Origin of the sequence: Rhodanobacter sp. Soil772 (assembly GCF_001428385.1) — a bacterium.
GTDB lineage: Bacteria > Pseudomonadota > Gammaproteobacteria > Xanthomonadales > Rhodanobacteraceae > Rhodanobacter.
Genome location: NZ_LMSK01000001.1, coordinates 272,181 through 291,684 on the forward strand (window position 1 = coordinate 272,181; position 19,504 = coordinate 291,684).

Consider the following 19,504-nt stretch of genomic DNA (forward strand, 5'->3'; position numbering starts at 1 on the left):
GCGCTGCGTGGATGCGGCGGGCGCTTTTCTGTATGTTGGCGCCTTCCCATCGCAAAGGCGCGCCGCATGACCGCATCGCTGGAACACCCGGACCATCTGAGGCGCAGCCTTTCCAACCGGCACCTGCAGCTGATCGCCATCGGCGGCGCGATCGGCACCGGCCTGTTCATGGGCTCGGGCAAGACGATCAGCCTGGCCGGGCCGTCGATCCTGCTGGTCTACCTGATCATCGGCGTGATGCTGTTCTTCGTGATGCGGGCGATGGGCGAGCTGCTGCTGTCCAACCTCGAGTACAAATCCTTCATCGACTTCTCCACCGACCTGCTCGGGCCCTGGGCCGGTTTCTTCTGCGGCTGGACTTACTGGTTCTGCTGGATCATCACTGCGATCGCCGACGTGATCGCGATCGCCGCGTACGCGCAGTTCTGGTTTCCCGGGCTGGCGCCGTGGATTCCGGCGGTGCTGTGCGTGCTGCTGCTGCTCAGCCTGAACCTGGTGACGGTGAAGCTGTTCGGCGAGATGGAGTTCTGGTTCGCGCTGATCAAGATCATCGCGATCTGCGCGCTGATCGCCACCGGCTTTGCCCTGGTCGCCTGGGGCTTCACATCGCCGACCGGACACAAGGCTTCCGTGGCCAACTTGTGGAATGACGGCGGGTTCTTTCCGCAGGGGATGAGCGGCTTCTTCGCCGGCTTCCAGATCGCGGTGTTCGCCTTCGTCGGCATCGAGCTGGTCGGCACCACCGCCGCCGAGACGGCCGACCCGAAGCGCAACCTGCCCAAGGCGATCAACTCGATTCCGATCCGCATCATCATCTTCTACGTGCTGGCCCTGGTCGCAATCATGATGGTGACGCCGTGGCGCATGGTGGAAGCCGGCAAGAGCCCGTTCGTGGAACTGTTCGTGCTGGCCGGCATCCCGGCCGCGGCCAGCCTGATCAACTTCGTGGTGTTGACCTCGGCCACGTCTTCGGCCAACAGCGGCATCTTCTCCACCAGCCGCATGTTGTACGGCCTGGCCGAGGAGCAGCACGCGCCGAAGACGTTCGCGCGGCTGTCGCGGGCGGCGGTGCCGTCGCTGGGCCTGCTGTTCTCCTGCTTCTGCCTGCTGCTGGGCGCGGCGATGATCTACCTGATCCCCGACCTGATCACCGCGTTCACCCTGATCACCACGCTGTCCGCGGTGCTCTTCATGTTCGTGTGGTCGCTGATCCTGTTTGCCTACATCGCCTACCGGCGCAAGCGCCCGCAGTTGCATGAGGCGTCCATCTACAAGATGCCCGGCGGCGTGGCGATGTGCTACGCCTGCCTGGCGTTCTTCGTGTTCGTGCTGGTGCTGCTGAGCCTGCAGCCGGACACCCGCGAAGCGCTGATCGCCAGCCCGGTGTGGTTCGTGCTGCTGGGCATCGGCTACGCGTGGAAGGGACGCCGGGCACGGCGGGCTGCGGTACTGCCCGCCGAGTGATCATTCCATACACCACGGCCAGGAGCGGCGGACCGTGTCCGCCCTGCAAAATTCGCGCTGCCGTGCTGCCACGGACGATGAACAGGGCGCGGCGCGCGGCCTGCCATCGTTCGCGGGTGACGATGGGCGGGTGGTTCGTGGCGGTCTCCTTCGGGTTCGCTCAGTCGCGGTCGGGTGCGCCGAGCGGGAAGTACGAACGGTACGGCCGCGCTTCGTCGACGGCGCGCGCGAACGAGGGGCGCGCGAGCAGGCGTTGCCGGTAGGCCGTGACGTTGGCGCGTGATGTCGGGATCGGGTGCGTCCAGTCGGCGTAGAACAGGGCCGGTGCGGCGGCGCAGTCGGCGAGGCTGAACGCGTCGCCGGCGGCCCACTGGCGTCCGGCCATCTGCCGGTCGAGCCAGGCGTAGGCGGTGTCCAGCATCGTGCGCGCCTCGGCCACGCCGAAACTGTCGCGGTCGGCTTCGGCGCGCAGGCGGTCGAGCACGATCTTCTGCAGCGGCGTGTGTACGTAAGTGTCGAAGAAGCGATCCATCATGCGCACCTCCAGCGCGGTGTCGGCATCGGCGGGAATCGGCCGCACCGGGCCGGGATGATGCCGGTCGAGGTACTCGATGATGATGCTCGACTCGACCACCGTGCGCTCGCCGTCGCGCAGCAGCGGCATGCGCCTGATCGGCCACAGCGCGGTGAACTCGTCGTTGGTGGTGGCGTCGTCCGGCGTGAGCAGGCGCCACTCGAACGGGATGCCGTTCTCGTACAGCGCGATCAGCACCTTCTGGCAGTAGGAGGAGAACGGGTGGGCGTAGAGCTTGAGGGGCATCGCGGATCGTCCTTGCGGGGAGTCTGTACTTGCGACGAATGAGCCGGTACGGAATCGACACCCGCCGCGACCGGGGGCAATCTGCCGCAGGCGCACTTGACCGGGGTCAAGGCGATGCAGGCCGGCACTGCCGAACATCGGTTCCGGCGACACCATGGCGGTGTCCATGAAACGGATAGTCCGATGGAATTCCATATCGCCTTGACCGGCGCGTCCCCCAATCCCGGCGTGGTGCAGGACGCCTTGTTCGACGTCGATCCCACCGCGGTGGTCGATCTCGACATGAGCGGCCTGGTGCTGCGCGTATCCGCCTCAGCGACGGCGGCGGACCTGGTCGAGGTGTTGCGGCAGCTCGGCTGGCCGGTGGCGCCGGAGCAGGTAGTGCAGCTGCCGTCGATCTGCTGCGGCGGTTGCGGCGGGTAGCACGTTGTCCGGATCAGTAACCCGTTTCTTGATCAAGGTCAGCGCCGGCGACCGTGCCTGCCCGTAGTTTGCTGCAGTCATCCTTTGGGAGTGCGGCGCATGTCGTTCGATATCGTGATCATCGGGGCCGGTCCGGCCGGGCTGTGTTTTGCGCGGTCGCTGGCCGGTAGCGGCCTGCGCATAGCGCTGGTGGAGCGGCAGGACGAGGCGGCGCTGGTGGAGCCGGTGGATGACGGGCGCGAGATCGCGATCACCCACCACTCGCAGCGGTTGATGCGCGAGCTGGGCCTGTGGGCGCGCCTGCGCGCGGAGGAGATCGGCACCCTGCGCGACGCGATGGTGCTCGACGGCGACGACCGCGACGGCCTGATGTTCCGCCACGACGAGGCGGGCAAGCCGCAACTGGGCTGGCTGTTGTCGAACCATGCGATCCGCCGCGCCGCGTATGCCGAAGTGATGAGCCTGCCCGAGGTCGAACGCATCACCGGCGCGCGGGTCAGCTCGATACGCACCGGCGCCGATGGCGCCGAAGTCGACCTCGGCAATGGCGACGCGCTGCGCGCGCAACTGGTGGTGGCGGCGGACAGCCGTTTCTCCGAAACGCGCCGCGCGATGGGCATCGCCGCCGGCATGCACGACTTCGGCAAGACCATGCTGGTGCTGCGCATGCAACACGAGGTGCCGCACGAGCAGGTGGCGTGGGAGTGGTTCGGCGTCGGCCAGACCTTGGCGCTGCTGCCGCTGCACGACCCGCATACGTCCTCGGTGGTGCTGACCCTGCACCCGCAGGCGATGCAGGCCTTGCTGGCGCTGGACGATGCGGCGCTTGAAGCGGCGATGGCCGAACGTTTCCAGCAACGCCTTGGCGCGATGCATGTGGCCGGCCCGCGTTGTGTCTATCCGCTGGTGGGCGTATACGCGAAGCGTTTCGTGGCCGAACGCTTCGCGCTGATCGGCGATGCCGCGGTGGGCATGCATCCGGTCACCGCGCACGGCTTCAATTTCGGCCTGCTCGGGCAGGCCACGCTGGCGCGCGAGCTGCGCGCGGCGGTGGACGCGGGGCAATCTTTCTGGAGTCAGGCGCCGTTGCAACGCTACGAACGCCAGCACCGCCTGGCCACGCGGCCGCTGTACCTGGCCACGCAGATGCTGGCCGGGCTGTACACCGACGACCGTCGTCCGGCGCGGGTGTTACGCAAGCTGGCATTGGGCGCCGGTGCGCGGCTGGGGCCGTTCAAGCGACTGGTGATGTCCGGCCTCACTGCCGACCGCGGCGGTGTCCCGGCGCCGTTGCGGCGACTGCCCTTCAGGTCGAGTTGAAGCGGCCCCACAGCAGTTTGGCCAGGATGCCGGCCAGGATCACGCCGCCGATCACCAGCATGGCTTCGCCCGCGCGTTGCTGGTCGTCGAGCAGGTAGTTGTTGCACAGGCGCAGCGGCGAGACCAGGTACAGCCAGCCCAGGCGGAAGAACGTGGCGATCAGTTCGAGCAGGAACACGCCCCTGACGACGAAACCCATGTGCGGCCAGCTCAAGCCCAGCGGCAGGCCGATCAGCAACGGCGCGCTGGCGAACTTGGCGAACGCCATCCACGGCAGGCTCACCGCCGCGTCGAGCGAGCGCGGCAACATCCAGAACATGCCGGCCAGGCTGGCCAGCACCAGGCCGCTGATGCCGTGCTGGTTCCAGCGTGCGATGACCGCCGCGAGCGGTGCCGGCACGGCTTCGCGCAGCAGGTAGCCCACGCCGATCAGCAGCGGAAGCTGCACCAGCATCTGCAAGGTCATGCTGCTTTCCAGCAGGCGTCGCGACGGCGGCAGCAGCAAGGCCACGAACAGCAGCGCGGCGACGGGCGGGGCGTGGCGCCACACCGTGGCGGTCATGGCTGGAGGTTCCGCAGCACAACCTTGGCAGCGGCCTCGGGGTTGCCCATGTCGAGGATCTGCACCAGCCGGCCCCGTGGATCGACGACCGCGATGGCGGTGTTGTGCACGTAGCCGCCAAACGTGTCGGGAACCACGGTAACACCGAAGGTATGCAGCAACGCCTGCAGGTCGCCTGCGCGCAGTGGCCGGGCCGCCACCCAGCCGGCGCCACGGTTGTGGAATCGCTGCTGGTACGCGGCCAGTTCCGCCGGCGTGTCGTGCGCGGGATCGAAGCTGATGCTGAGCAGCAGCAGCCGGCCTTGTGCCAGCGGTTCGGCGAGCCGGTCCTGCAACTGCGCGAATTCGCCGCCTTGCACCAGGCACCAGCTGATGCAGCGGGTGTAGACGAAGTCGACCAGCAGCCACTTGCCGCGCAGGTCGGCCAGGTTGAGCTGTGCGCCGGACTGGGTTTCCAGCGGCACCGCCGGCACCGTCGGCGGGTGCCGCTGCACCGCCAGGCGGCGCGCGGTTTCGGTGGTGAAGGCATGGAAATTGTCGGTGGCGGCCGTCAGCACGGCGCCACCGAGTACGAGCAGCAGGCAGCTAGCCAGTGCGGTGCGCAGGATCGACATCGGCCGGCGCCTTCAGCAGGCCGACGATGAGGCGGGTGGCGAACAGCAGCATGCCGAGGATCAGCACCATCGCGGCGATCGAACCGGCCCGGTCGTACGGCACCCACTCCGGCAGGTGTGCCGCGAAGCGCCGCGCCACGCTCATGTGGCCGGCGTAGAGGAACACCATGCTGAAGCAGATGCCGCCCACGACGTACAGGGTGAGGCCGAGCCGGTCCGCGCGACTGTTCGCCGGTGCCCGTGCGCGGCTGCCGACCACGTGGTAGAGCAGGGTGAGGATCATCGGCAGCACGCCGAGCAGCAGGTAGAAGTGGAAATGCCCCGGCACCCATTGGGTGTTGTGCATCACCCGGTTGACGCTGATGGTGCCGTCGATGATCGCCGGCACGATGCCCGCGGCCCAGCCGAACAGCGCCAGCACGGCCAGCATCGAGGGCATCTTCCAGCGCAGGCCGGAGCGGTGGATGTTGGTCAGCACGCCGTACGCGGTCACCAGGAACACCGGGAAGCCGGCCGCATAGGAAATGATCTGGCCCATCACCAGCATCCAGCGCGGCTCGGCGTAATCCATCAGCAGGTGGTGCGGGAACACGATGATCACGAACACCGTGCTCACCGCCCACGACCACAGGAACGGCCGCGAGATTCCATAAGGCTTGCCGGTGTAGCGCGGCAGCAGTTCGTAGACCGCGATCACGCCCATGTAGATCGTGGCGTTGATGAACATGTGGCCGAACCAGTAGATCAGGTTCTTCACCACCAGCGCATTGAGCGCGACCTCGGGGTCGTAGGCGTTGATCAGGCACATCACCAGCACCACCGCACCGGCCAGGATGCCGAGCGTGTTGGCGATGATCACCATGGTGCTGGCAACGACCGCCTTCGGGTGGTTCGGATCGATCGTGCCGCGGAACAGCCACTGCAGCCCCAGCCCGCGGCTGAGGTTGCCGAAGCGCCGGATGATCGCCGCGGCGGCGTCCAGGTAGAACAGCAGCATGCCCACGCCGATCAGCAGGTAGCCGATCATGAATACGGCGGCTGCGCCGTTGCTCCACAGGCCCATCGAGTGCACCGGCAGCGGGTAGAGGAAGGTCCACGCGCTGGCGAAGTTGCCGACGAACACCGCCCAGATGATGCACAGCGCGCCCAGCATGAACAGCACGTAGTTGCTCACGAATGCCCACAGGTGCAACGACACGTACTTGCGCAGGAAGAACCACATGACCGCGGTGCTGGCCAGGCTCAGGGTGCCGACCATGCCGGCCCCGTGCATGGTCATGATCTTGTAGAACATGGCGGCCTGCACCGGCGCCCACTCGGCCTGGGTCGTGCGCATGGTCAGGCCGAGCAGCATCATCAGCACGAACAGCAGCAAGGCGGTGACCATATACAGGTTGAACGCCACGTGTTCGCCGCGCGGCAGCCTTTCGTCCTGCGGGTAGAGTTCGAGCGAGCTCATGACTTGTCCCCCGGGGCAGCAACGTCAAGTTCGGCCGTCATCCCGTGGTGTGCGACGCCACAGTATTCAAGGCACATGATCTTGTAGGTGCCTGGTGTGTGGAACGTGTACAGGATCTTGTTGGTGAAGCCGGGCATTGCCTGGGTCTGGATGACGATGCGGCCGTCCGGGGCGTAGATCGCGAAGCCGTGGTTGACGTCGCTGGCGGTCACCCGGAATTCCACCGGTTCGCCCGCCGTCAAATGCGTCTGGCTGACATCCCAGGTCCATTGATGGCCGACCACATCGACCACTTGCGCCGCCTGCAATGGCTCATGCTGCAACGGGATGGGAAAGTGACGAAGGCTGGCCCAGGTGACCCCGATGCTCAGCAGCAGCAGCGCCAGGAACAGGCTGCGGCGCAAGGTGTTGGAACTTCGGTTGGCCTGTGCGGCCTCGGCCGCATCAGCCGGCCTGCCGGCCTGCGTGATCGCATAGATGAAGCCCAGTGCCACCAGCCCCATCCCCGTCAGCGTGACTACCCAGATCACGTTCTGGAAAATCATGGTCATTCCCTCCCCGGAAAGCGCCAAGTGCGCGCCATCTACGCCCACCTTGGCGATGGTGTCAAGGTCGGGCGAAGCATGGGGCTGGCGGGAGGCCGTGATTCCGGCCCGTAGCCCGCTTCGGAACAGCCATCCAGACGGCCATGGCGTGGCCGTGACGCGGCGTCAGTGCGTTACGGCGAATCGCCGCCCAGTCGCGAGTCGATGCGCACCTCGCCGGTCAGCACCTTGTGGATCGGGCATTTGTTGGCGATCTGCAGCAGGCGTTCGCGCTGCTCGTCGCTCAGCTCGCCCTGCAGGGTGATCACGCGGGTGATGTCGTTGCCCGACGCGGGCGTGCCCGCGGGGTTGAACTGCAGTTCCACGTCGACGTGCTGCAGCGGCCACTGCTTGCGCGCCGCGTACATCTGCAGGGTGATCGCGGTGCACGCGCCCAGCGCGGACAGCAGCAGCCGGTGCGGCGCCGGGCCGGTGTTGGCGCCGCCTTCCTCGACCGGTTCGTCGGCGCGCCAGGTGTTGCCCTGGTCGTCGGTGAAATCGACCGTGTACGGCACGGTGCCGGTACTGGCGCGGACGCTGGGGGTACTCATGGCAGGTTTCTCCTTCGGTTGGTTTCAGATCACGTCCCACATGTAGCCGTCGTGTGCCAGCACCGCACCGGCCAGTTGTTCGATCGCCGCGTCCTCGTTGCGCTCCAGTGCGCGCACGTTGCGCGCCATGCGCCGGCGCGCCTGCTTCGCGAAAATCTCGGCGATGCCGATCGCCTCGTCGGCAGCGGCGTGTGATTGCTTCGCCAGGCTGTCGGCGCGCGACAGCACGCACAGGCCCACGAACAGGTCGATCGCGATGTCGGCCAGGCGCTTCTGCGCGTGCTGCTGCTCGGTGGCTTTCTTGCCGTAGCGGCGCAGCAGCGCGTCGGAGGATTTGGACAGTTCCACCGTGTACTTCTCGTAGGTGGCGGCGACCTTGCGCAGCCGCGGCGACAGCTCGTGCGCGATGCGGTCGATGCCGTAGCCGGTGGCCTCGCGCATGCGCCGGCCGGTGTACGTGCCGAGCACGCCGAAGCCCTTGATCGGGTCGTTGAAGATGTCGCCCACGGCGGCCTTCAGCTCGCTCAATCCCGCGCCCACGCCTTTCAGGCCGGACAGCGCGATGTACAGGTGCAGGATCTCGTTGGTGCCTTCGAAGATCGACAGGATGCGCGTGTCGCGGGTGATCTGCTCGTACGGGAAGTCGCGCATGAAGCCATTGCCGGCGGCGATCTGCAGCGCCTCGTATGATGCGCGCTGCACCGCCTCGCTGGCGAACACCTTGCTCATCGCCGCCTCGACCGAGTAGTCGCTGCCGCCGCCGTCGATCAGGTGCGCGACCATCCACACCGCGCTTTCGGCGGCGAAGCAATCCACTGTCATCTGCGCGATCTTCTCGCGCACCAGGCCGAACTCGGCGATCGGCTGGCCGAACTGCTTACGCTCCTTCGCCTGCGCGCTGGCCAGGCGGATCAGCGAGCGCATGCCGCCGACCGCGCCGCCGCCGAGGCCGGTGCGGCCGCTGTTCAAGATGCTCATGGCCACCTTGAAGCCCTTCCCGACCGGGCCCAGCACATTCTCCGGCGGCACCCGCACGTCGGCGAACGCGACTGTGGTGGTGCTTGATGCGCGGATGCCCATCTTGTCCTCGTGCGGACCGTGGCTGACGCCGGGCCACGCCGCCTCGACGAGGAACGCAGTGATCTTGCCCTCGGCCGTGTCGGTGCGCGCGAACACGGTGTAGAAGTCCGCGATGCCGCCGTTGGTGATCCAGATCTTCTCGCCGCTCAGCGTCCAGCTGCCGTCGTCGTTACGCGTGGCCTTGGTGCGGATCGAGGCGGCGTCGGAGCCGGCGCCGGATTCGGTGAGGCAGAACGCGGCGATCATCTCGCCGCTGGCCAGTTTCGGCAGGTAGCGCTGTTTCTGCGCGTCGGTGCCGAACAGCAGCACGCCCTTCATGCCGATCGAGCTGTGCGCGCCGATGGTCAGCGAGACCGAGCTGTCGTGGCTGCTGGTCTGGCCCAGCACGCGGGCGTAGGCGCCGTTGGACAGTTCCAGTCCGCCGAATTGTTCGGGGATGATCAGGCCGAACAGGCCCATGTCGCGCAGCGCCTGGATGAACTCGGCGGGTTGTTCGGCATCGCGGTCGTACTGCTTCAGCTCGGCGGTCTTGTCGGCGAGGAACTGGTCGATCGCGTCGGTCATCGCGCCCAGCATTTCCTTGTCGCGCGCGCGAATTTCAGGGTACGGGAACAGGTTCTCTTCCAGGATGTTGCCCAGGAACAGCTGCTTGGCGACGCTGTCGTCGCTGCGCAGGGCGGTGTTGTCGGATGTGACGGACGGGGCGGTACTCACGACGCGTTCTCCTGGGCGAAGATGAATAACGCATTCTGGCACTTCCGCCGTGACCGGCCATGCCGCGAATCGACGCAGCCTGCGGGATGCCGTGGCGCACGGTTCAGTCCGCTCGGCTATGCTTGCGCGTACGCTAGAGTTGAACGGTATTGGCGGAGGTATGCCATGGCAACCGGTTGGGCAGGCGATGGCGCCGTGCAGGACCAGATCGACGCCACGGTCGACGATGCGGTGCAGCGCGCACGCCAGCAGTTGCGCAAAGGCCCGGGCCTGACGCACTGCGAGGAATGCGACGCGCCGATTCCCGCGGCACGGCGCCAGGCCGTGCCCGGCGTGCGCCTGTGCGTGGCCTGCCAGGAAGCGCAGGACGCGGAGCAGCGCAGCAGCGGCCTCTACAACCGCCGCGGCAGCAAGGACAGCCAGCTGCGCTAGCGGTCACCCGGCCGCCCGCTGCAGCGTCTTCACGCCGATCTTCTTCATCGGCATCAGCGCCGCAGTGACCTGCCGCACCTTTTCGGGATCGGGGTCGGTCGACAGCGCGAGTGTGCGGGGGCGAGTACTTGTGTGCCCCGTCGACAAGCGGCAAGCTCGGACTTTATCGGCCGGGCCGGCTCGGGCATCGCGAGGCGGCAGGCAACCGGTCACTGGCGCGATTGCTTGGAGGCACAGCTCATTTCCACCTCATCGAACCCATCCGAGCTTGCCGCCGGCATCAACTATTTTTTTGCGTTGCTGCCGGATGATCCGGCGCGCGCCGCGATCGCCGGCGTGGGCGAGCGTTTTCGCAAGTCGCACCGGGTCGGCGGATCGCCGGTCGGTGTCGACAGCCTGCACCTGACGCTGTGCCCGATGGGCCGGCCCGAACGGTTGCGGCAGCCGCTGGAGAGCGCGTTGCTGGCCGCGGCCGGCGAGGTGCGTGCGCAGGGCTTCATGGCTACCCTGGATTCGGCGATGCGCTTCAGCGCCAGGGACGGGCAGTTTCCGTTCGTGCTGTGCGCGGACGGCGCCACCACCGAAGCGGCGTTGAATCTTCGCAAGGCGATTGCCGCGGCGCAGGTTCGCGTGGGCCTGCAGGTCAGCGGCGTCTCCAGCTTCCTGCCGCACGTCACCATGCTGCACGGCCATGCGGTCGATGCGATCGAGGAATCCATCGCAGCGATCCACTGGCGGGTGTCCGAATTCGTGCTGATCCGCAGTTTCTTCGGCCAGTCCAGGTACGCGGTGATCGGCCGTTGGCCGCTGGCGGCGCCACCCGAGCCCGAGCCGGTCGACATGCTGGCGGAGATGGCCAGCCTGGCGGATCTGCCGGACCTGCCCGACGAGGAGTGATCCGCGCGGACCGCCGCCGTCAGATCGACGGTTCGGCGTTCGCCGCCGGCACCTGCCGGCGCCGCTGGCGTGCCAGGCTGTGTTCGCGGTGGGCGATGTACAGGCTGGCGCCGATGATGATGGCCGCGCCGGCCACGGTGTAGCGATCCACGCCTTCGCCGAAGATCCACCAGGCCAGCACGGCCACGATCAGCAGCTGCAGGTAGCTGAAGGGCGCCAGCAGCGAGGCGTCAGCCATGCGCAATGCGCGCGTCCAGCAGTAATGCCCGCCGGTGCCGAGCGCGCCGGACAGCACCAGCCACGGCCAGATATTCGCGTGCGGCCATTGCCATACGGGCAGTGCGGCGGGCAGCGACAGCGGTACCCACAGCAGGGTGGTCAGCAGCACGATGCGGTCGGCCGGTTCGCTGCCGGTCAGCGACTTGATGCTGATCGTCACCGCGCCGGTCAACCCGGCCGCCAGCAGGGCGATCAGGCTGCCGGCGGTGAACGCGTCGCTGCCGGGTCGCACGATCACCAGCACGCCGATGAAGCCGGCGACCACCGCGCTCCAGCGGCGCATGCGCACGATTTCGCCGAGGAACAGCACCGCGCCGATCGTGACGAACAGCGGCGAGGAATACGATAGCGCCACCGCCTCGGCCAGCGGCAGGTTCACGATCGCCCAGAAGCCGGCCAGCATGCCGCCCATGCCGAGTACGCAACGCATCACGTAGAAGCCGAGACGCGGCGTGTGCAGCAACTGCCAGCCGTGCACATACAGCAGCGGCAGCGCGAACAGCGTGCCGAAGCTGCTGCGGAAGAAGGTGATCTGGAACGGATGCAGCTGGGCCGAGGCGAACCGGATCGACACCGCCATCAAGGCAAAGAAACTGGCGCTGCCCAGCATCAGCAGCACGGCACGCAAGGGTAGCGGCGAGGCGGATCGCGTTGATGCGGCGTTGGGGTTCAGGACCGTGCCTGCGTGTCTCGGGGAGTCGCGCATGGTAGCCCAACGCGCCACGCAGGACCTGTCGGTGCGCTCCTACATCCGAGGTTCCGGGCTGGTTGACCACGCCTGCAGCCGTTCGCGCACGGCCGGTTCCAGGCTCTTCAGGCCCCAGCGGCGACCCTCGGCGAGTGCCGCCTCAGTCGAACGGTCGTCGATCAGCGCGGCGCGCAAGGCGATCATCGCGCCCACCCGGTTGCTGCTGGCGCAGTGCACCAGGGTCGGTTGATCGCCGGCGTCGCGCAGCAGCCGGTCGAACTGCGCGACCCTGGCGCGGGTCAGGTCGCCGGCGCCGCGGATCGGCAGGTTGTGGTAGCCGATGCCGGCCGCGCGCACGGCGACGGCTTCGTCGAAACCGGGCGTCTCGCTGTCCAGGCTGAGGTCGATCACCTGCCGGATGCCGGCACGCTTCAGCGTGGCGATGTCGCCCGCCTGCAATCGCCCGGAGGCCACGCGGTGCGGCGCCGGGAACGCGACATGGGAGAGTCCGGTCATCGCGGCTTCCTCCGGCGCGGCAGCGGCGACGGAAACGGAAACGGACAGGGCGAGTGCCAGCCACAGCAGCAGTAGACGGTGCATCAGGAGTGCCTTCTGGCGAGAAACGCTCAGGATAGCCGGGTGGTGGCTCAAGTGGTCGCCGACTCGACGAAGGTGACCAGGTTGCCGTCCGGATCGCATATCGGGGCGAAGCGCACGTAGTGGGTCGCCAGTTGTGGCGGCGGCGCGTCGATCTGCCGTCCCTGCAGGCCGAGCAGGATCTCGTCGAGGTCGTCCACGATGATGCCCAGCGACGCACCGGTACGCGGACCGGCGTCGGCCAGTTCGTTCCTGGGCAGCACCTGGATCCGCGTGCACCGGGCGATCTGCCATTCGGCGCAGGAGGCGTTCGGGCCGTTGTCGGGAACGCGCCCGAACAGGCGGGCGTACCAGGCGCTGGAGGCAGCGAAGTCGCTCACGGCAACCGTGGCGAGAACCTGGCGGGCGGGCATGGCAAGTCTCCGTGGCGGTGCGCACAGATTTAACGCCATGCCGATGTCGGCCGCGTGAAGGCACGCACCGCGCCGGTATAATCGCCGGTCCTCTTGATTGAACGACCAGGATCGAGCGATGTCCGATATCCCCGCCTGCCCGCTGTGCGCGATGGAAAACACCTACCCCGACGGCGACAACTACGTCTGCGCCGACTGCGGCCACGAGTGGCCGATCGCGGCGGGTGCGCATGCGGCCGATGCCGCGCTGGTGGTGCGCGACGTCAACGGCAACGTGCTCAACAGCGGCGACACGGTGACGGTGATCAAGGACCTGAAGGTGAAGGGTTCGTCGATCCCGCTGAAGCAGGGCACGGTGATCCGCAACATCCGCCTGGTCGACGGCGACGACGAGCACATCGAAGGCAGTTCGGACAAGATCAAGGGGCTGGTGCTGAAGGTCTGTTTCCTGAAGAAGGCGTGAGCCGGCGCGGATCTACTGGCGCGCTTCGAGCCGCAGCCCGCGCGGCGTCAGCCAACGCTCGATGAGCTCGAACAGGCCCTGCACCAGCAGCGCCAGCACGGCGGCCGGGATCGCACCCTGCAGGATCAGGCCCACGTCGTCCAGCCGGATGCCGGTGAGGATCGGCTGGCCGTAACCGCCGGCGCCGATCAGTGCCGCCAGCGTGGCGGTGCCCACGTTGATCACCGCCGCGGTCTTGATGCCGGCCAGGATCGAGCGCATCGCCAGCGGCAATTCCACCCGACGCAGCCGCACGCCGGGCGGCAGGCCCAGCGCGGCGGCGGACTCACGCAATTCCGGCGCGATGCCGACCAGGCCGGCGTGCGTGTTGCGCACGATCGGCAGCAGGCTGTACAGGAACAGCGCGGCGATCGCCGGCCAGGTGCCGATGCCGAGCAGCGGGATCATGAACACGAACATCGCCAGCGACGGCACCGTCTGCAGCACGCCGGTCAGGCCGATCACCCACTGGCCCAGCCGTCGCAGCCGGGCCGCCAGGATGCCCAGCGGGATCGCCAGCAGCATGGCCAGTCCCAGCGAGATCGCCACCAGCTTGACGTGTTCGGCGCTGCGCTGGAGCAGGTGCGGCCATAGCCCGCCGTCGTGGCCATCCGCGTGGATGCCGAGGAAATCGGCGGCCACCACGTTTTCCTTGATGCCGCGCAGTTTCACCCGCGCGTTCATCGCGCGCATCGCCTCCTCGTCGATGCTGCCGGTGAGCTTGTGCAGCACGCCGACAAAGGCGGGTGCGCTCCGGTCCAGCACCAAGCGATAGAGGTAAACCGCCTCGTAGCGCGGAAAGTAACGGCGGTCGTCGCGCAGCGTGCGCAGGTGGTAGTAGGGAATTTCCGCATCCGTGCTGTACAGGTCGATCGCATCGACCGCGCCGCTGGCCACCGCGCGATACGACAGCGTGTGGTCGAGGCCGCTCACGTTCGTCTGCGGCAGGCCGTAGCGCCGGCGCAGGCCGGGCCAGCCGTCGCCGCGATCCATGAACTCGTTGGAGAAGCCGAAGCGCAGCTCGGGATGCTGCAGCAGGTCGGAAATGTCCTTGATGCCCAGCCGCGCGGCGACGTCGTCGCGCATGCCGATCGCATAGGTGTCGCTGAAGCCGAGCGAGTCGGTAATGCCGATGCCGAGCGGCTGGAGCCGCGCGCGCAAGGTGGCGATGTCCGCATCCGCCGGCATGCCTTTCAACAGTTCCTGGGTGAGCGTGCCGGTGTATTCGGGATAGGCGTCGATCTCGCCTTCGAGCAGGGCGCGCCACAGGATGCTGGTGCCGCCCAGCTCGCGCCGATGCACCGCGGCGACGCCGGCCTCGCGTGCGCCGGCCAGCGCCAGTTCACCGAGAATCACCGACTCGGTGAACTGCTTGGAGCCGATGCGCACCGGCGCGGCCTGTGCCGGCGCGGGCAGCAGACATGCGCCCAGCAGCAGGATCAGCGCAGGCAGCGTACAGCGCATCACAAGGCCTCCGGCAAGCGTCGCTGCGCCGCGACGAAGCGGCTGACGAACGCGTCGGCGGGGCGGTCGCGCAGGTCGCGGAAAGTCCCGTCCTGCAGCACGGCGCCCTGGCGCAGCAACACCAGCCGTTCGGCGAACCAGGCCGCTTCGGCCAGGTCGTGGGTGACCACGATCACGGTCTTGCCGAGCTGGTCGAAGATCTGCTTCAGCTCGTCCTGCAGTTCGTGCCGCACCACCGGGTCGAGCGCGCCCAGCGGTTCGTCCAGCAGCAGCGCGTCGGGGTCGGCCATCAGCGCGCGCATCAGCGCCACGCGCTGGCGCTGGCCACCGGACAGCTCGGCCGGGTAACGCTCCAGCACGCCAACCGGCAGATGGGTCAGCGCGGCGAGTTGTTCCGCGCGCTGGCGGATCCGCTCGCGGTTCCAGCCGAGGTGGCGCGGCAACAGGGCCAGGTTGCCCAGCGCGGTGAGATGCGGAAACAGGCCGCCCTCCTGGATCACGTAGCCGACGCGCCGGCGCAGCGGCAGCACGTCGCTGCGCTGCAGCGGCTGGCCGTCGACTTCGACGTGGCCGTGGTCCGGCCACTCCAGTCCAAGCAGCAGGCGCAGCACGGTGGACTTGCCCGAGCCGCTGCTGCCGATCAGCGCGGTGGTGGTGCCGGCGGCGAACGTCAGGCTGACCTGTTCGAGCGCGCGCACCTTGCCGTAGCGCTTGCCGGCCTGTTCCAGCGCAAAGGCGATGCCGCCGGAGAACTCAGCCGTGGGCATGGCATGTCGTGGCAAGTCGGTCTTCATCTCGATGGGAGGGACGCGGCGCGGGCAGAGAGCGGTGCGTGGCCGCCGCCGCGAGCCACGCGTGAGCCTAGCAGCAGAGCGGATTCATGCGCCAATGACGAGCATGCGGCGACTGCGCCGTACCGCTACGCTGTCCCGCTCGTCAGCGCACGGTTGCCGCCTTGCCGTTTTGCGCCGTACATGGCGTCGTCGGCCTGCCGCAGCAGTTGCTTGTCGTCCTCGCCGTGGTCGGGGTAGATGGCGATGCCGATGCTTGCCGATACCTGCAGCAGGCGGCCGGCCAGTTCGAACGGCTGCTCGAAGGCAGCGTGGATCTTCGCGGCAACCGCGGCGGCATGTTCGGGCAGGCTGATGCCGTCGAGCAGCACCACGAATTCGTCGCCGCCGATGCGGCCGACTGTATCGGACTCGCGCACGCACTGGCTGATGCGCGCGGCCACTTCGCGCAGCAGCAGGTCGCCGATGTCGTGGCCGTGACTGTCGTTGACCGGCTTGAACCGGTCCAGGTCGAGATACAGCACGGCCAGTTGCTGTTCATCGCGCCGGGCTTTGGTCAATGCGGTGCGCAGGCGGTCGTGGAACAGCTCGCGGTTGGGCAGGTCGGTGAGCTGGTCGTGCTGGGCGAGGTACTGCAGCCGGGTTTCGCTCTTCTTGCGCTCGATCGCCGCGGCGATCTGGGTGGAGACGAACTGCAGCAGCGCCTTGTCCTGCTCGTTGTAGCGCACTTCGCCGGAGTAGCTCTGCACCACCAGCGCGCCGATCACGCCCTGCTGTCCGCTGAGCGGCACGCCGAGCCATTCCAGCGAGTCCCGGCCGACGATCGGGCGCACCCGCGGCGGCAGTTCCACCTGGGTGTCCGGCGTCAGCAGCAGCGCCTGCCCGCTGCGGATCACCTCGCTGGTGAGCGTGCCGGAGTCCAGGCTTTGCGTCGGGGGCGGCGGGTCGTACTCGTCGACGAAGTAGGGGAAGCTCAGCTCGTCCTTCTTTGCGTCGTACAAGGCCACGAAGAAATTATTGGCCGGCAGCAGCTTGCCGACGATCCGGTGGATATGCCGGAACAGCGCCAGCAGGTCCTCCGCCGAATGCGCCGCCTCGGAAATGGCGTGCAGCGCCACCTGCATCAACTCGGCGCGCTTGAGTTCGGTGACGTCGCGTGCCACCGCGATCCGCACCTGGTCCGCCTCCGACCAGCGCGCCGACCACATGATGTGGATGACCCGGCCGTCCTTGCGCACATAGCGGTTCTGGAAGTGCGGCTTGGGCTGGCCGGCCATGATCTCGTTTGCTGCCTGCAGGGTGCGTTCGCGGTCGTCGGGGTGGACCAGCTCGATCATCGGCCGACCGATGACCTCTTCCGGCGTGTAGCCGAAGATGCGCTCAAAGGCGGCACTGACGAAAACGTAGCGGCCCCGGGCATCCACCACGCAGATCGCGTCGAGCAGCAGATCCATCACATTGCCGAACGGGAGGCCCGTGCCGGATTCGATCGGGGAAAGCGGTTGGTTCATTCGTGCCCACGCAAGGTGGTAGTGCCGTGGCGGTAGCGCTGGTTTCGCAGCCTATCCTGATTCTGCGCAGAGAAGGTCTACGCGCACCCTCACGGCGCCATGCCGGTCCTCGCCGCGGGCATGCGGCAACCTTTCGCTGCGCGGCATCCGGCCGTCCGTCTGGCATGGACAGGCAGGGCATGGGCGCCGCTGGCGTTGGCGCAGCCAGGCGGCGCGGTTACAGTGCCACGGCCTTCCTTGCCGCACCCGAATTCCATGTCGCTGACCCACCGCTTCCTCCGGACCACCCGCACGGTCCATCTCTACCTGGGCGTGTTCACCGCGCCGATGCTGCTGTTCTTCGCGATCACCGGTGGCCTGCAGGCTTTCAGCCTGCACGAGAGCACGCGCGGCAGCAGCTACGCACCGCCGGCATGGCTGGCCAGCGCGGCGCAGTTCCACAAGAAGCAGACCACGGTGCTGCCGCCGCGGCGCCGGCCGCCGCCGCAAGCGACTGCCGGCGCGCCGCCGGCGCAGGCGGGTGCGGAAACACGGGCGCCTTCGGGCGTTGGCGCGCCGGCGAAAAAGAACCTGCTGCCGATGAAGGCGTTCTTCGCGCTGGTGGCCCTGGGCCTGTTCGTCTCGGTGCTGAGCGGGCTGTACATGGCCTGGCGCTACAGCCGCAAACCGGCGCTGTTCGGCGTCATCCTCGGCGCCGGGATCGTCGTGCCGTTGCTGCTGCTGTTGTTCTGACGACAACCCGGGCGAGCCCGGGAAAGCGGCGGCCGTGGCTGGCCGCCGTCATTTTGCCGCCGGGCGGATTTGCCTCGCCGCTTCGATCCGGCGGTGCAGAAGCGGTATCGCAAGCCATTTTTCATGGATGGCTTCCGGCACGGGCCGGATCGTGCCGCATGGCTTATGGTGGCGTCGTATGTATCGGACGAGGGGCAAGTGATGCTCAGGCGGGTCCTGCTGGCCCTGGCCATGGCGTTGCCGGCATTGGCGGCGGCGAAGATCCCGCCGGCCCAGGTGGCCGTGCTCGCCACGCTGCATCAACTGCATGCGACCACACCGGCTTATTCGTTCGAGGCACTTGGCCGTGCCATCGAGCAGTTGCAGCCCGATGTGCTGTGCGTCGAACTGCAGCCGGACGATCTGAAGCTGCGCTTGGCGGAAGCGACCAAACAGGAATATCCCGATGTCGTCTATCCGCTGATCGATCGTCATCACTATCGCGTGTATGCGATGGAGCCGGCCGAGCCCACCTACAGCGACATCCTCAAGCCGTACATCCAGGCCGGCCACGATTTCAGCGTGCGGGCACCGGAACAGGCCGAGGCGTTCTCGCGTTACAGCGATGGCGCCTATATCGGCCTGCAGACGTACTGGACATCGCCGGCGCGGGTCAACGACGCGGTGACCGATTCGGTGCTGCGCGCCAAGCATGAGCTGCAGCAGGCCATGGTCGGCGACGGCGAGCGCATCGGCTGGGAACGCTGGAACCGCCAGTTCCTCGGCGTCATCCTGCAGGCGGCGAAAGAGAACCCGGGCAAGCGCATCGTGGTGATCGTGGGCGCCGAACATGGCTACTGGCTGCGCGGACACCTGGCCCAGGCGACCGGCGTGCAGTTGCTCGATACGGCAGCGTTGCTGCGAGCGCCGGCCGCGCAACCGGCGCCGCGCGCCGGCCCGGCCGACGTGCCGATGACGTGATGGCGACAACCGCCGAAAACCACCATGAGGCCCTTGAATGAACCTTCGAACGACCACCCTTGCGGCGCTGGGCGCTGCCGCACTCTCCGTGCTGGCCGGCGGCAACGTGCAGGCGAAAGACAGCTACAGCGCACCCCAGCGTGAAGCGCTCGGCGCGGTGGATGCGTTGTTCGCGGCGATGGCGAAGCATGACGTGGACGCCTCGCGCCGGCTGATCCTGCCCGGTGCGAGTTTCGTGGTGGTGCTGCCCGATGGCGCGGTGAAGATCGAGCCCGACACCGGCTACCTGGATACGCTGGGCAAGCACAAGGAAGCGTTCCGCGAGCGCATCTGGGACGCGCAGGTGACCGTGCAGGGCAACCTTGCCCAGGTGTGGGCGCCGTACGATTTCCATCTCGACGGCAAACTGTCCCACTGCGGCATCGACAGCTTCAGCCTGGTGCGCGGCACCGACGGCTGGCGTATCGCCGGAGTCAGCTACACCGTGCAGAAAGCGGGCTGCGCACCAAGCCCGCTGGGCAACCCGAGGTAGCCGGTATTCCCCGCGAAAGCTTCGCCGGGCAGGCTTCTTGCCCGTTGCCTTTGACAAGGCCGGCGGATCGCGTTACCTGTGGCCGCTTCTGCAAGCCGGACGCCGCATTGTGGCG

23 protein-coding genes are annotated in these 19,504 nt (G+C 67.7%); 9 read left to right on the forward strand and 14 right to left on the reverse strand.

Features of this window, described 5'->3' with window-relative positions:
* Positions 1-66: 66 nt before the first annotated feature.
* On the forward strand, positions 67-1,464 hold the full coding sequence (gene cycA, locus ASG75_RS01375) for a D-serine/D-alanine/glycine transporter (protein WP_056385026.1): 1,398 nt from the start codon (positions 67-69) through the stop codon (positions 1,462-1,464).
* A gap of 160 nt (positions 1,465-1,624) precedes the next feature.
* Here cycA and ASG75_RS01380 read toward each other — a convergent pair whose 3' ends face one another.
* Positions 1,625-2,284 carry a glutathione S-transferase family protein gene (locus tag ASG75_RS01380; protein ID WP_056385028.1) on the reverse strand — a complete coding sequence of 220 codons (660 nt, stop codon included), beginning with the start codon at positions 2,282-2,284 and terminating at the stop codon, positions 1,625-1,627.
* A gap of 183 nt (positions 2,285-2,467) precedes the next feature.
* On the opposite strand from ASG75_RS01380, the gene ASG75_RS01385 reads away from it, so the two are divergent.
* Positions 2,468-2,707 (forward strand): hypothetical protein, encoded by a 240-nt coding sequence (locus ASG75_RS01385; protein ID WP_056385030.1) that lies wholly within the window; start codon positions 2,468-2,470, stop codon positions 2,705-2,707.
* A gap of 99 nt (positions 2,708-2,806) precedes the next feature.
* Positions 2,807-4,027, forward strand: a complete 1,221-nt coding sequence (gene ubiM, locus ASG75_RS01390) for a 5-demethoxyubiquinol-8 5-hydroxylase UbiM (RefSeq protein ID WP_056385032.1) — start codon at positions 2,807-2,809, stop codon at positions 4,025-4,027.
* On the opposite strand, the gene ASG75_RS01395 is transcribed toward ubiM, so the two are convergent.
* The 6 genes from ASG75_RS01395 to ASG75_RS01420 form a co-directional block, all read right to left on the reverse strand.
* Positions 4,014-4,589, reverse strand: a complete 576-nt coding sequence (locus tag ASG75_RS01395) for a hypothetical protein (protein ID WP_056385034.1) — start codon at positions 4,587-4,589, stop codon at positions 4,014-4,016. The two genes, ubiM and ASG75_RS01395, sit on opposite strands and share 14 nt — an antisense overlap.
* Positions 4,586-5,203, reverse strand: coding sequence for an SCO family protein (locus tag ASG75_RS01400; RefSeq protein WP_056385036.1), 618 nt, complete (start codon positions 5,201-5,203; stop codon positions 4,586-4,588). Before ASG75_RS01400 ends, ASG75_RS01395 begins: the two co-directional genes overlap by 4 nt.
* Positions 5,175-6,662, reverse strand: coding sequence for a cbb3-type cytochrome c oxidase subunit I (locus ASG75_RS01405; protein ID WP_056385038.1), 1,488 nt, complete (start codon positions 6,660-6,662; stop codon positions 5,175-5,177). Before ASG75_RS01405 ends, ASG75_RS01400 begins: the two co-directional genes overlap by 29 nt.
* Positions 6,659-7,207 carry a cytochrome oxidase gene (locus ASG75_RS01410; protein ID WP_056386921.1) on the reverse strand — a complete coding sequence of 183 codons (549 nt, stop codon included), beginning with the start codon at positions 7,205-7,207 and terminating at the stop codon, positions 6,659-6,661. Before ASG75_RS01410 ends, ASG75_RS01405 begins: the two co-directional genes overlap by 4 nt.
* 173 nt (positions 7,208-7,380) lie before the next feature.
* On the reverse strand, positions 7,381-7,797 hold the full coding sequence (locus ASG75_RS01415) for an OsmC family protein (RefSeq protein ID WP_056385040.1): 417 nt from the start codon (positions 7,795-7,797) through the stop codon (positions 7,381-7,383).
* Between the two features lie 24 nt (positions 7,798-7,821).
* Positions 7,822-9,591 (reverse strand): acyl-CoA dehydrogenase family protein, encoded by a 1,770-nt coding sequence (locus ASG75_RS01420; protein WP_082547456.1) that lies wholly within the window; start codon positions 9,589-9,591, stop codon positions 7,822-7,824.
* Positions 9,592-9,756: 165 nt separating this feature from the next.
* Here ASG75_RS01420 and ASG75_RS01425 point away from each other — a divergent pair, with 165 nt between their 5' ends.
* Positions 9,757-10,023: a DksA/TraR family C4-type zinc finger protein gene (locus tag ASG75_RS01425; RefSeq protein ID WP_056385042.1), complete on the forward strand. Its 267-nt coding sequence runs from the start codon at positions 9,757-9,759 to the stop codon at positions 10,021-10,023.
* Between the two features lie 3 nt (positions 10,024-10,026).
* Here the strand turns inward: ASG75_RS01425 and ASG75_RS16125 are convergent, their stop codons facing one another.
* On the reverse strand, positions 10,027-10,170 hold the full coding sequence (locus tag ASG75_RS16125) for a hypothetical protein (RefSeq protein WP_157616865.1): 144 nt from the start codon (positions 10,168-10,170) through the stop codon (positions 10,027-10,029).
* 78 nt (positions 10,171-10,248) lie between these two features.
* Between ASG75_RS16125 and ASG75_RS01430 the strand changes: the two genes are divergently transcribed.
* Positions 10,249-10,920 carry a 2'-5' RNA ligase family protein gene (locus ASG75_RS01430; RefSeq protein WP_056385044.1) on the forward strand — a complete coding sequence of 224 codons (672 nt, stop codon included), beginning with the start codon at positions 10,249-10,251 and terminating at the stop codon, positions 10,918-10,920.
* A gap of 19 nt (positions 10,921-10,939) precedes the next feature.
* Here ASG75_RS01430 and ASG75_RS01435 read toward each other — a convergent pair whose 3' ends face one another.
* From ASG75_RS01435 to ASG75_RS01445, 3 genes are all read right to left on the reverse strand, one after another.
* Complete coding sequence (locus tag ASG75_RS01435) at positions 10,940-11,827, reverse strand: DMT family transporter (RefSeq protein WP_056385046.1); 888 nt, start codon at positions 11,825-11,827, stop codon at positions 10,940-10,942.
* 117 nt (positions 11,828-11,944) lie between these two features.
* The gene (locus ASG75_RS01440) at positions 11,945-12,487 is read right to left on the reverse strand and encodes a sulfur transferase domain-containing protein (RefSeq protein ID WP_056385048.1); all 543 of its coding nucleotides are present in this window, start codon (positions 12,485-12,487) and stop codon (positions 11,945-11,947) included.
* A gap of 47 nt (positions 12,488-12,534) precedes the next feature.
* Positions 12,535-12,897 carry a VOC family protein gene (locus ASG75_RS01445; RefSeq protein WP_157616866.1) on the reverse strand — a complete coding sequence of 121 codons (363 nt, stop codon included), beginning with the start codon at positions 12,895-12,897 and terminating at the stop codon, positions 12,535-12,537.
* Between the two features lie 118 nt (positions 12,898-13,015).
* On the opposite strand from ASG75_RS01445, the gene ASG75_RS01450 reads away from it, so the two are divergent.
* Positions 13,016-13,360: a zinc ribbon domain-containing protein YjdM gene (locus ASG75_RS01450; protein WP_056385052.1), complete on the forward strand. Its 345-nt coding sequence runs from the start codon at positions 13,016-13,018 to the stop codon at positions 13,358-13,360.
* Positions 13,361-13,372: 12 nt separating this feature from the next.
* On the opposite strand, the gene ASG75_RS01455 is transcribed toward ASG75_RS01450, so the two are convergent.
* The 3 genes from ASG75_RS01455 to ASG75_RS01465 all read right to left on the reverse strand — a co-directional run bounded on the left by ASG75_RS01455 (position 13,373) and on the right by ASG75_RS01465 (position 17,165).
* A complete protein-coding gene (locus ASG75_RS01455) occupies positions 13,373-14,866 on the reverse strand; it encodes a glycine betaine ABC transporter substrate-binding protein (RefSeq protein WP_200935572.1) in 1,494 nt (497 codons plus the stop codon).
* On the reverse strand, positions 14,863-15,630 hold the full coding sequence (locus ASG75_RS01460) for an ATP-binding cassette domain-containing protein (protein WP_056386926.1): 768 nt from the start codon (positions 15,628-15,630) through the stop codon (positions 14,863-14,865). Before ASG75_RS01460 ends, ASG75_RS01455 begins: the two co-directional genes overlap by 4 nt.
* Before the next feature lie 152 nt (positions 15,631-15,782).
* A complete protein-coding gene (locus ASG75_RS01465) occupies positions 15,783-17,165 on the reverse strand; it encodes a diguanylate cyclase (RefSeq protein WP_056385055.1) in 1,383 nt (460 codons plus the stop codon).
* Positions 17,166-17,420: 255 nt separating this feature from the next.
* Here ASG75_RS01465 and ASG75_RS01470 point away from each other — a divergent pair, with 255 nt between their 5' ends.
* From ASG75_RS01470 to ASG75_RS01480, 3 genes are all read left to right on the forward strand, one after another.
* The gene (locus tag ASG75_RS01470) at positions 17,421-17,897 is read left to right on the forward strand and encodes a hypothetical protein (protein WP_056385058.1); all 477 of its coding nucleotides are present in this window, start codon (positions 17,421-17,423) and stop codon (positions 17,895-17,897) included.
* 201 nt (positions 17,898-18,098) lie between these two features.
* Entirely contained in the window at positions 18,099-18,857 is a 759-nt protein-coding gene (locus tag ASG75_RS01475; protein WP_157616867.1) for a hypothetical protein, read from the forward strand.
* Between the two features lie 37 nt (positions 18,858-18,894).
* Positions 18,895-19,389, forward strand: coding sequence for a hypothetical protein (locus tag ASG75_RS01480; RefSeq protein WP_056385060.1), 495 nt, complete (start codon positions 18,895-18,897; stop codon positions 19,387-19,389).
* Positions 19,390-19,504 lie beyond the last annotated feature (115 nt).

What these genes read in the sequence shown, in the direction of transcription:
- cycA (WP_056385026.1), top strand. Translation starts at nt 67, where the DNA reads ATGACCGCATCGCTGGAACACCCGGACCATCTGAGGCGCAGCCTTTCC.
- ASG75_RS01380 (WP_056385028.1), bottom strand. Translation starts at nt 2,284, where the DNA reads ATGCCCCTCAAGCTCTACGCCCACCCGTTCTCCTCCTACTGCCAGAAG.
- ASG75_RS01385 (WP_056385030.1), top strand. Translation starts at nt 2,468, where the DNA reads ATGGAATTCCATATCGCCTTGACCGGCGCGTCCCCCAATCCCGGCGTG.
- ubiM (WP_056385032.1), top strand. Translation starts at nt 2,807, where the DNA reads ATGTCGTTCGATATCGTGATCATCGGGGCCGGTCCGGCCGGGCTGTGT.
- ASG75_RS01395 (WP_056385034.1), bottom strand. Translation starts at nt 4,589, where the DNA reads ATGACCGCCACGGTGTGGCGCCACGCCCCGCCCGTCGCCGCGCTGCTG.
- ASG75_RS01400 (WP_056385036.1), bottom strand. Translation starts at nt 5,203, where the DNA reads ATGTCGATCCTGCGCACCGCACTGGCTAGCTGCCTGCTGCTCGTACTC.
- ASG75_RS01405 (WP_056385038.1), bottom strand. Translation starts at nt 6,662, where the DNA reads ATGAGCTCGCTCGAACTCTACCCGCAGGACGAAAGGCTGCCGCGCGGC.
- ASG75_RS01410 (WP_056386921.1), bottom strand. Translation starts at nt 7,207, where the DNA reads ATGATTTTCCAGAACGTGATCTGGGTAGTCACGCTGACGGGGATGGGG.
- ASG75_RS01415 (WP_056385040.1), bottom strand. Translation starts at nt 7,797, where the DNA reads ATGAGTACCCCCAGCGTCCGCGCCAGTACCGGCACCGTGCCGTACACG.
- ASG75_RS01425 (WP_056385042.1), top strand. Translation starts at nt 9,757, where the DNA reads ATGGCAACCGGTTGGGCAGGCGATGGCGCCGTGCAGGACCAGATCGAC.
- ASG75_RS01440 (WP_056385048.1), bottom strand. Translation starts at nt 12,487, where the DNA reads ATGCACCGTCTACTGCTGCTGTGGCTGGCACTCGCCCTGTCCGTTTCC.
- ASG75_RS01445 (WP_157616866.1), bottom strand. Translation starts at nt 12,897, where the DNA reads ATGCCCGCCCGCCAGGTTCTCGCCACGGTTGCCGTGAGCGACTTCGCT.
- ASG75_RS01450 (WP_056385052.1), top strand. Translation starts at nt 13,016, where the DNA reads ATGTCCGATATCCCCGCCTGCCCGCTGTGCGCGATGGAAAACACCTAC.
- ASG75_RS01460 (WP_056386926.1), bottom strand. Translation starts at nt 15,630, where the DNA reads ATGCCCACGGCTGAGTTCTCCGGCGGCATCGCCTTTGCGCTGGAACAG.
- ASG75_RS01465 (WP_056385055.1), bottom strand. Translation starts at nt 17,165, where the DNA reads ATGAACCAACCGCTTTCCCCGATCGAATCCGGCACGGGCCTCCCGTTC.
- ASG75_RS01470 (WP_056385058.1), top strand. Translation starts at nt 17,421, where the DNA reads ATGTCGCTGACCCACCGCTTCCTCCGGACCACCCGCACGGTCCATCTC.
- ASG75_RS01475 (WP_157616867.1), top strand. Translation starts at nt 18,099, where the DNA reads ATGCTCAGGCGGGTCCTGCTGGCCCTGGCCATGGCGTTGCCGGCATTG.
- ASG75_RS01480 (WP_056385060.1), top strand. Translation starts at nt 18,895, where the DNA reads ATGAACCTTCGAACGACCACCCTTGCGGCGCTGGGCGCTGCCGCACTC.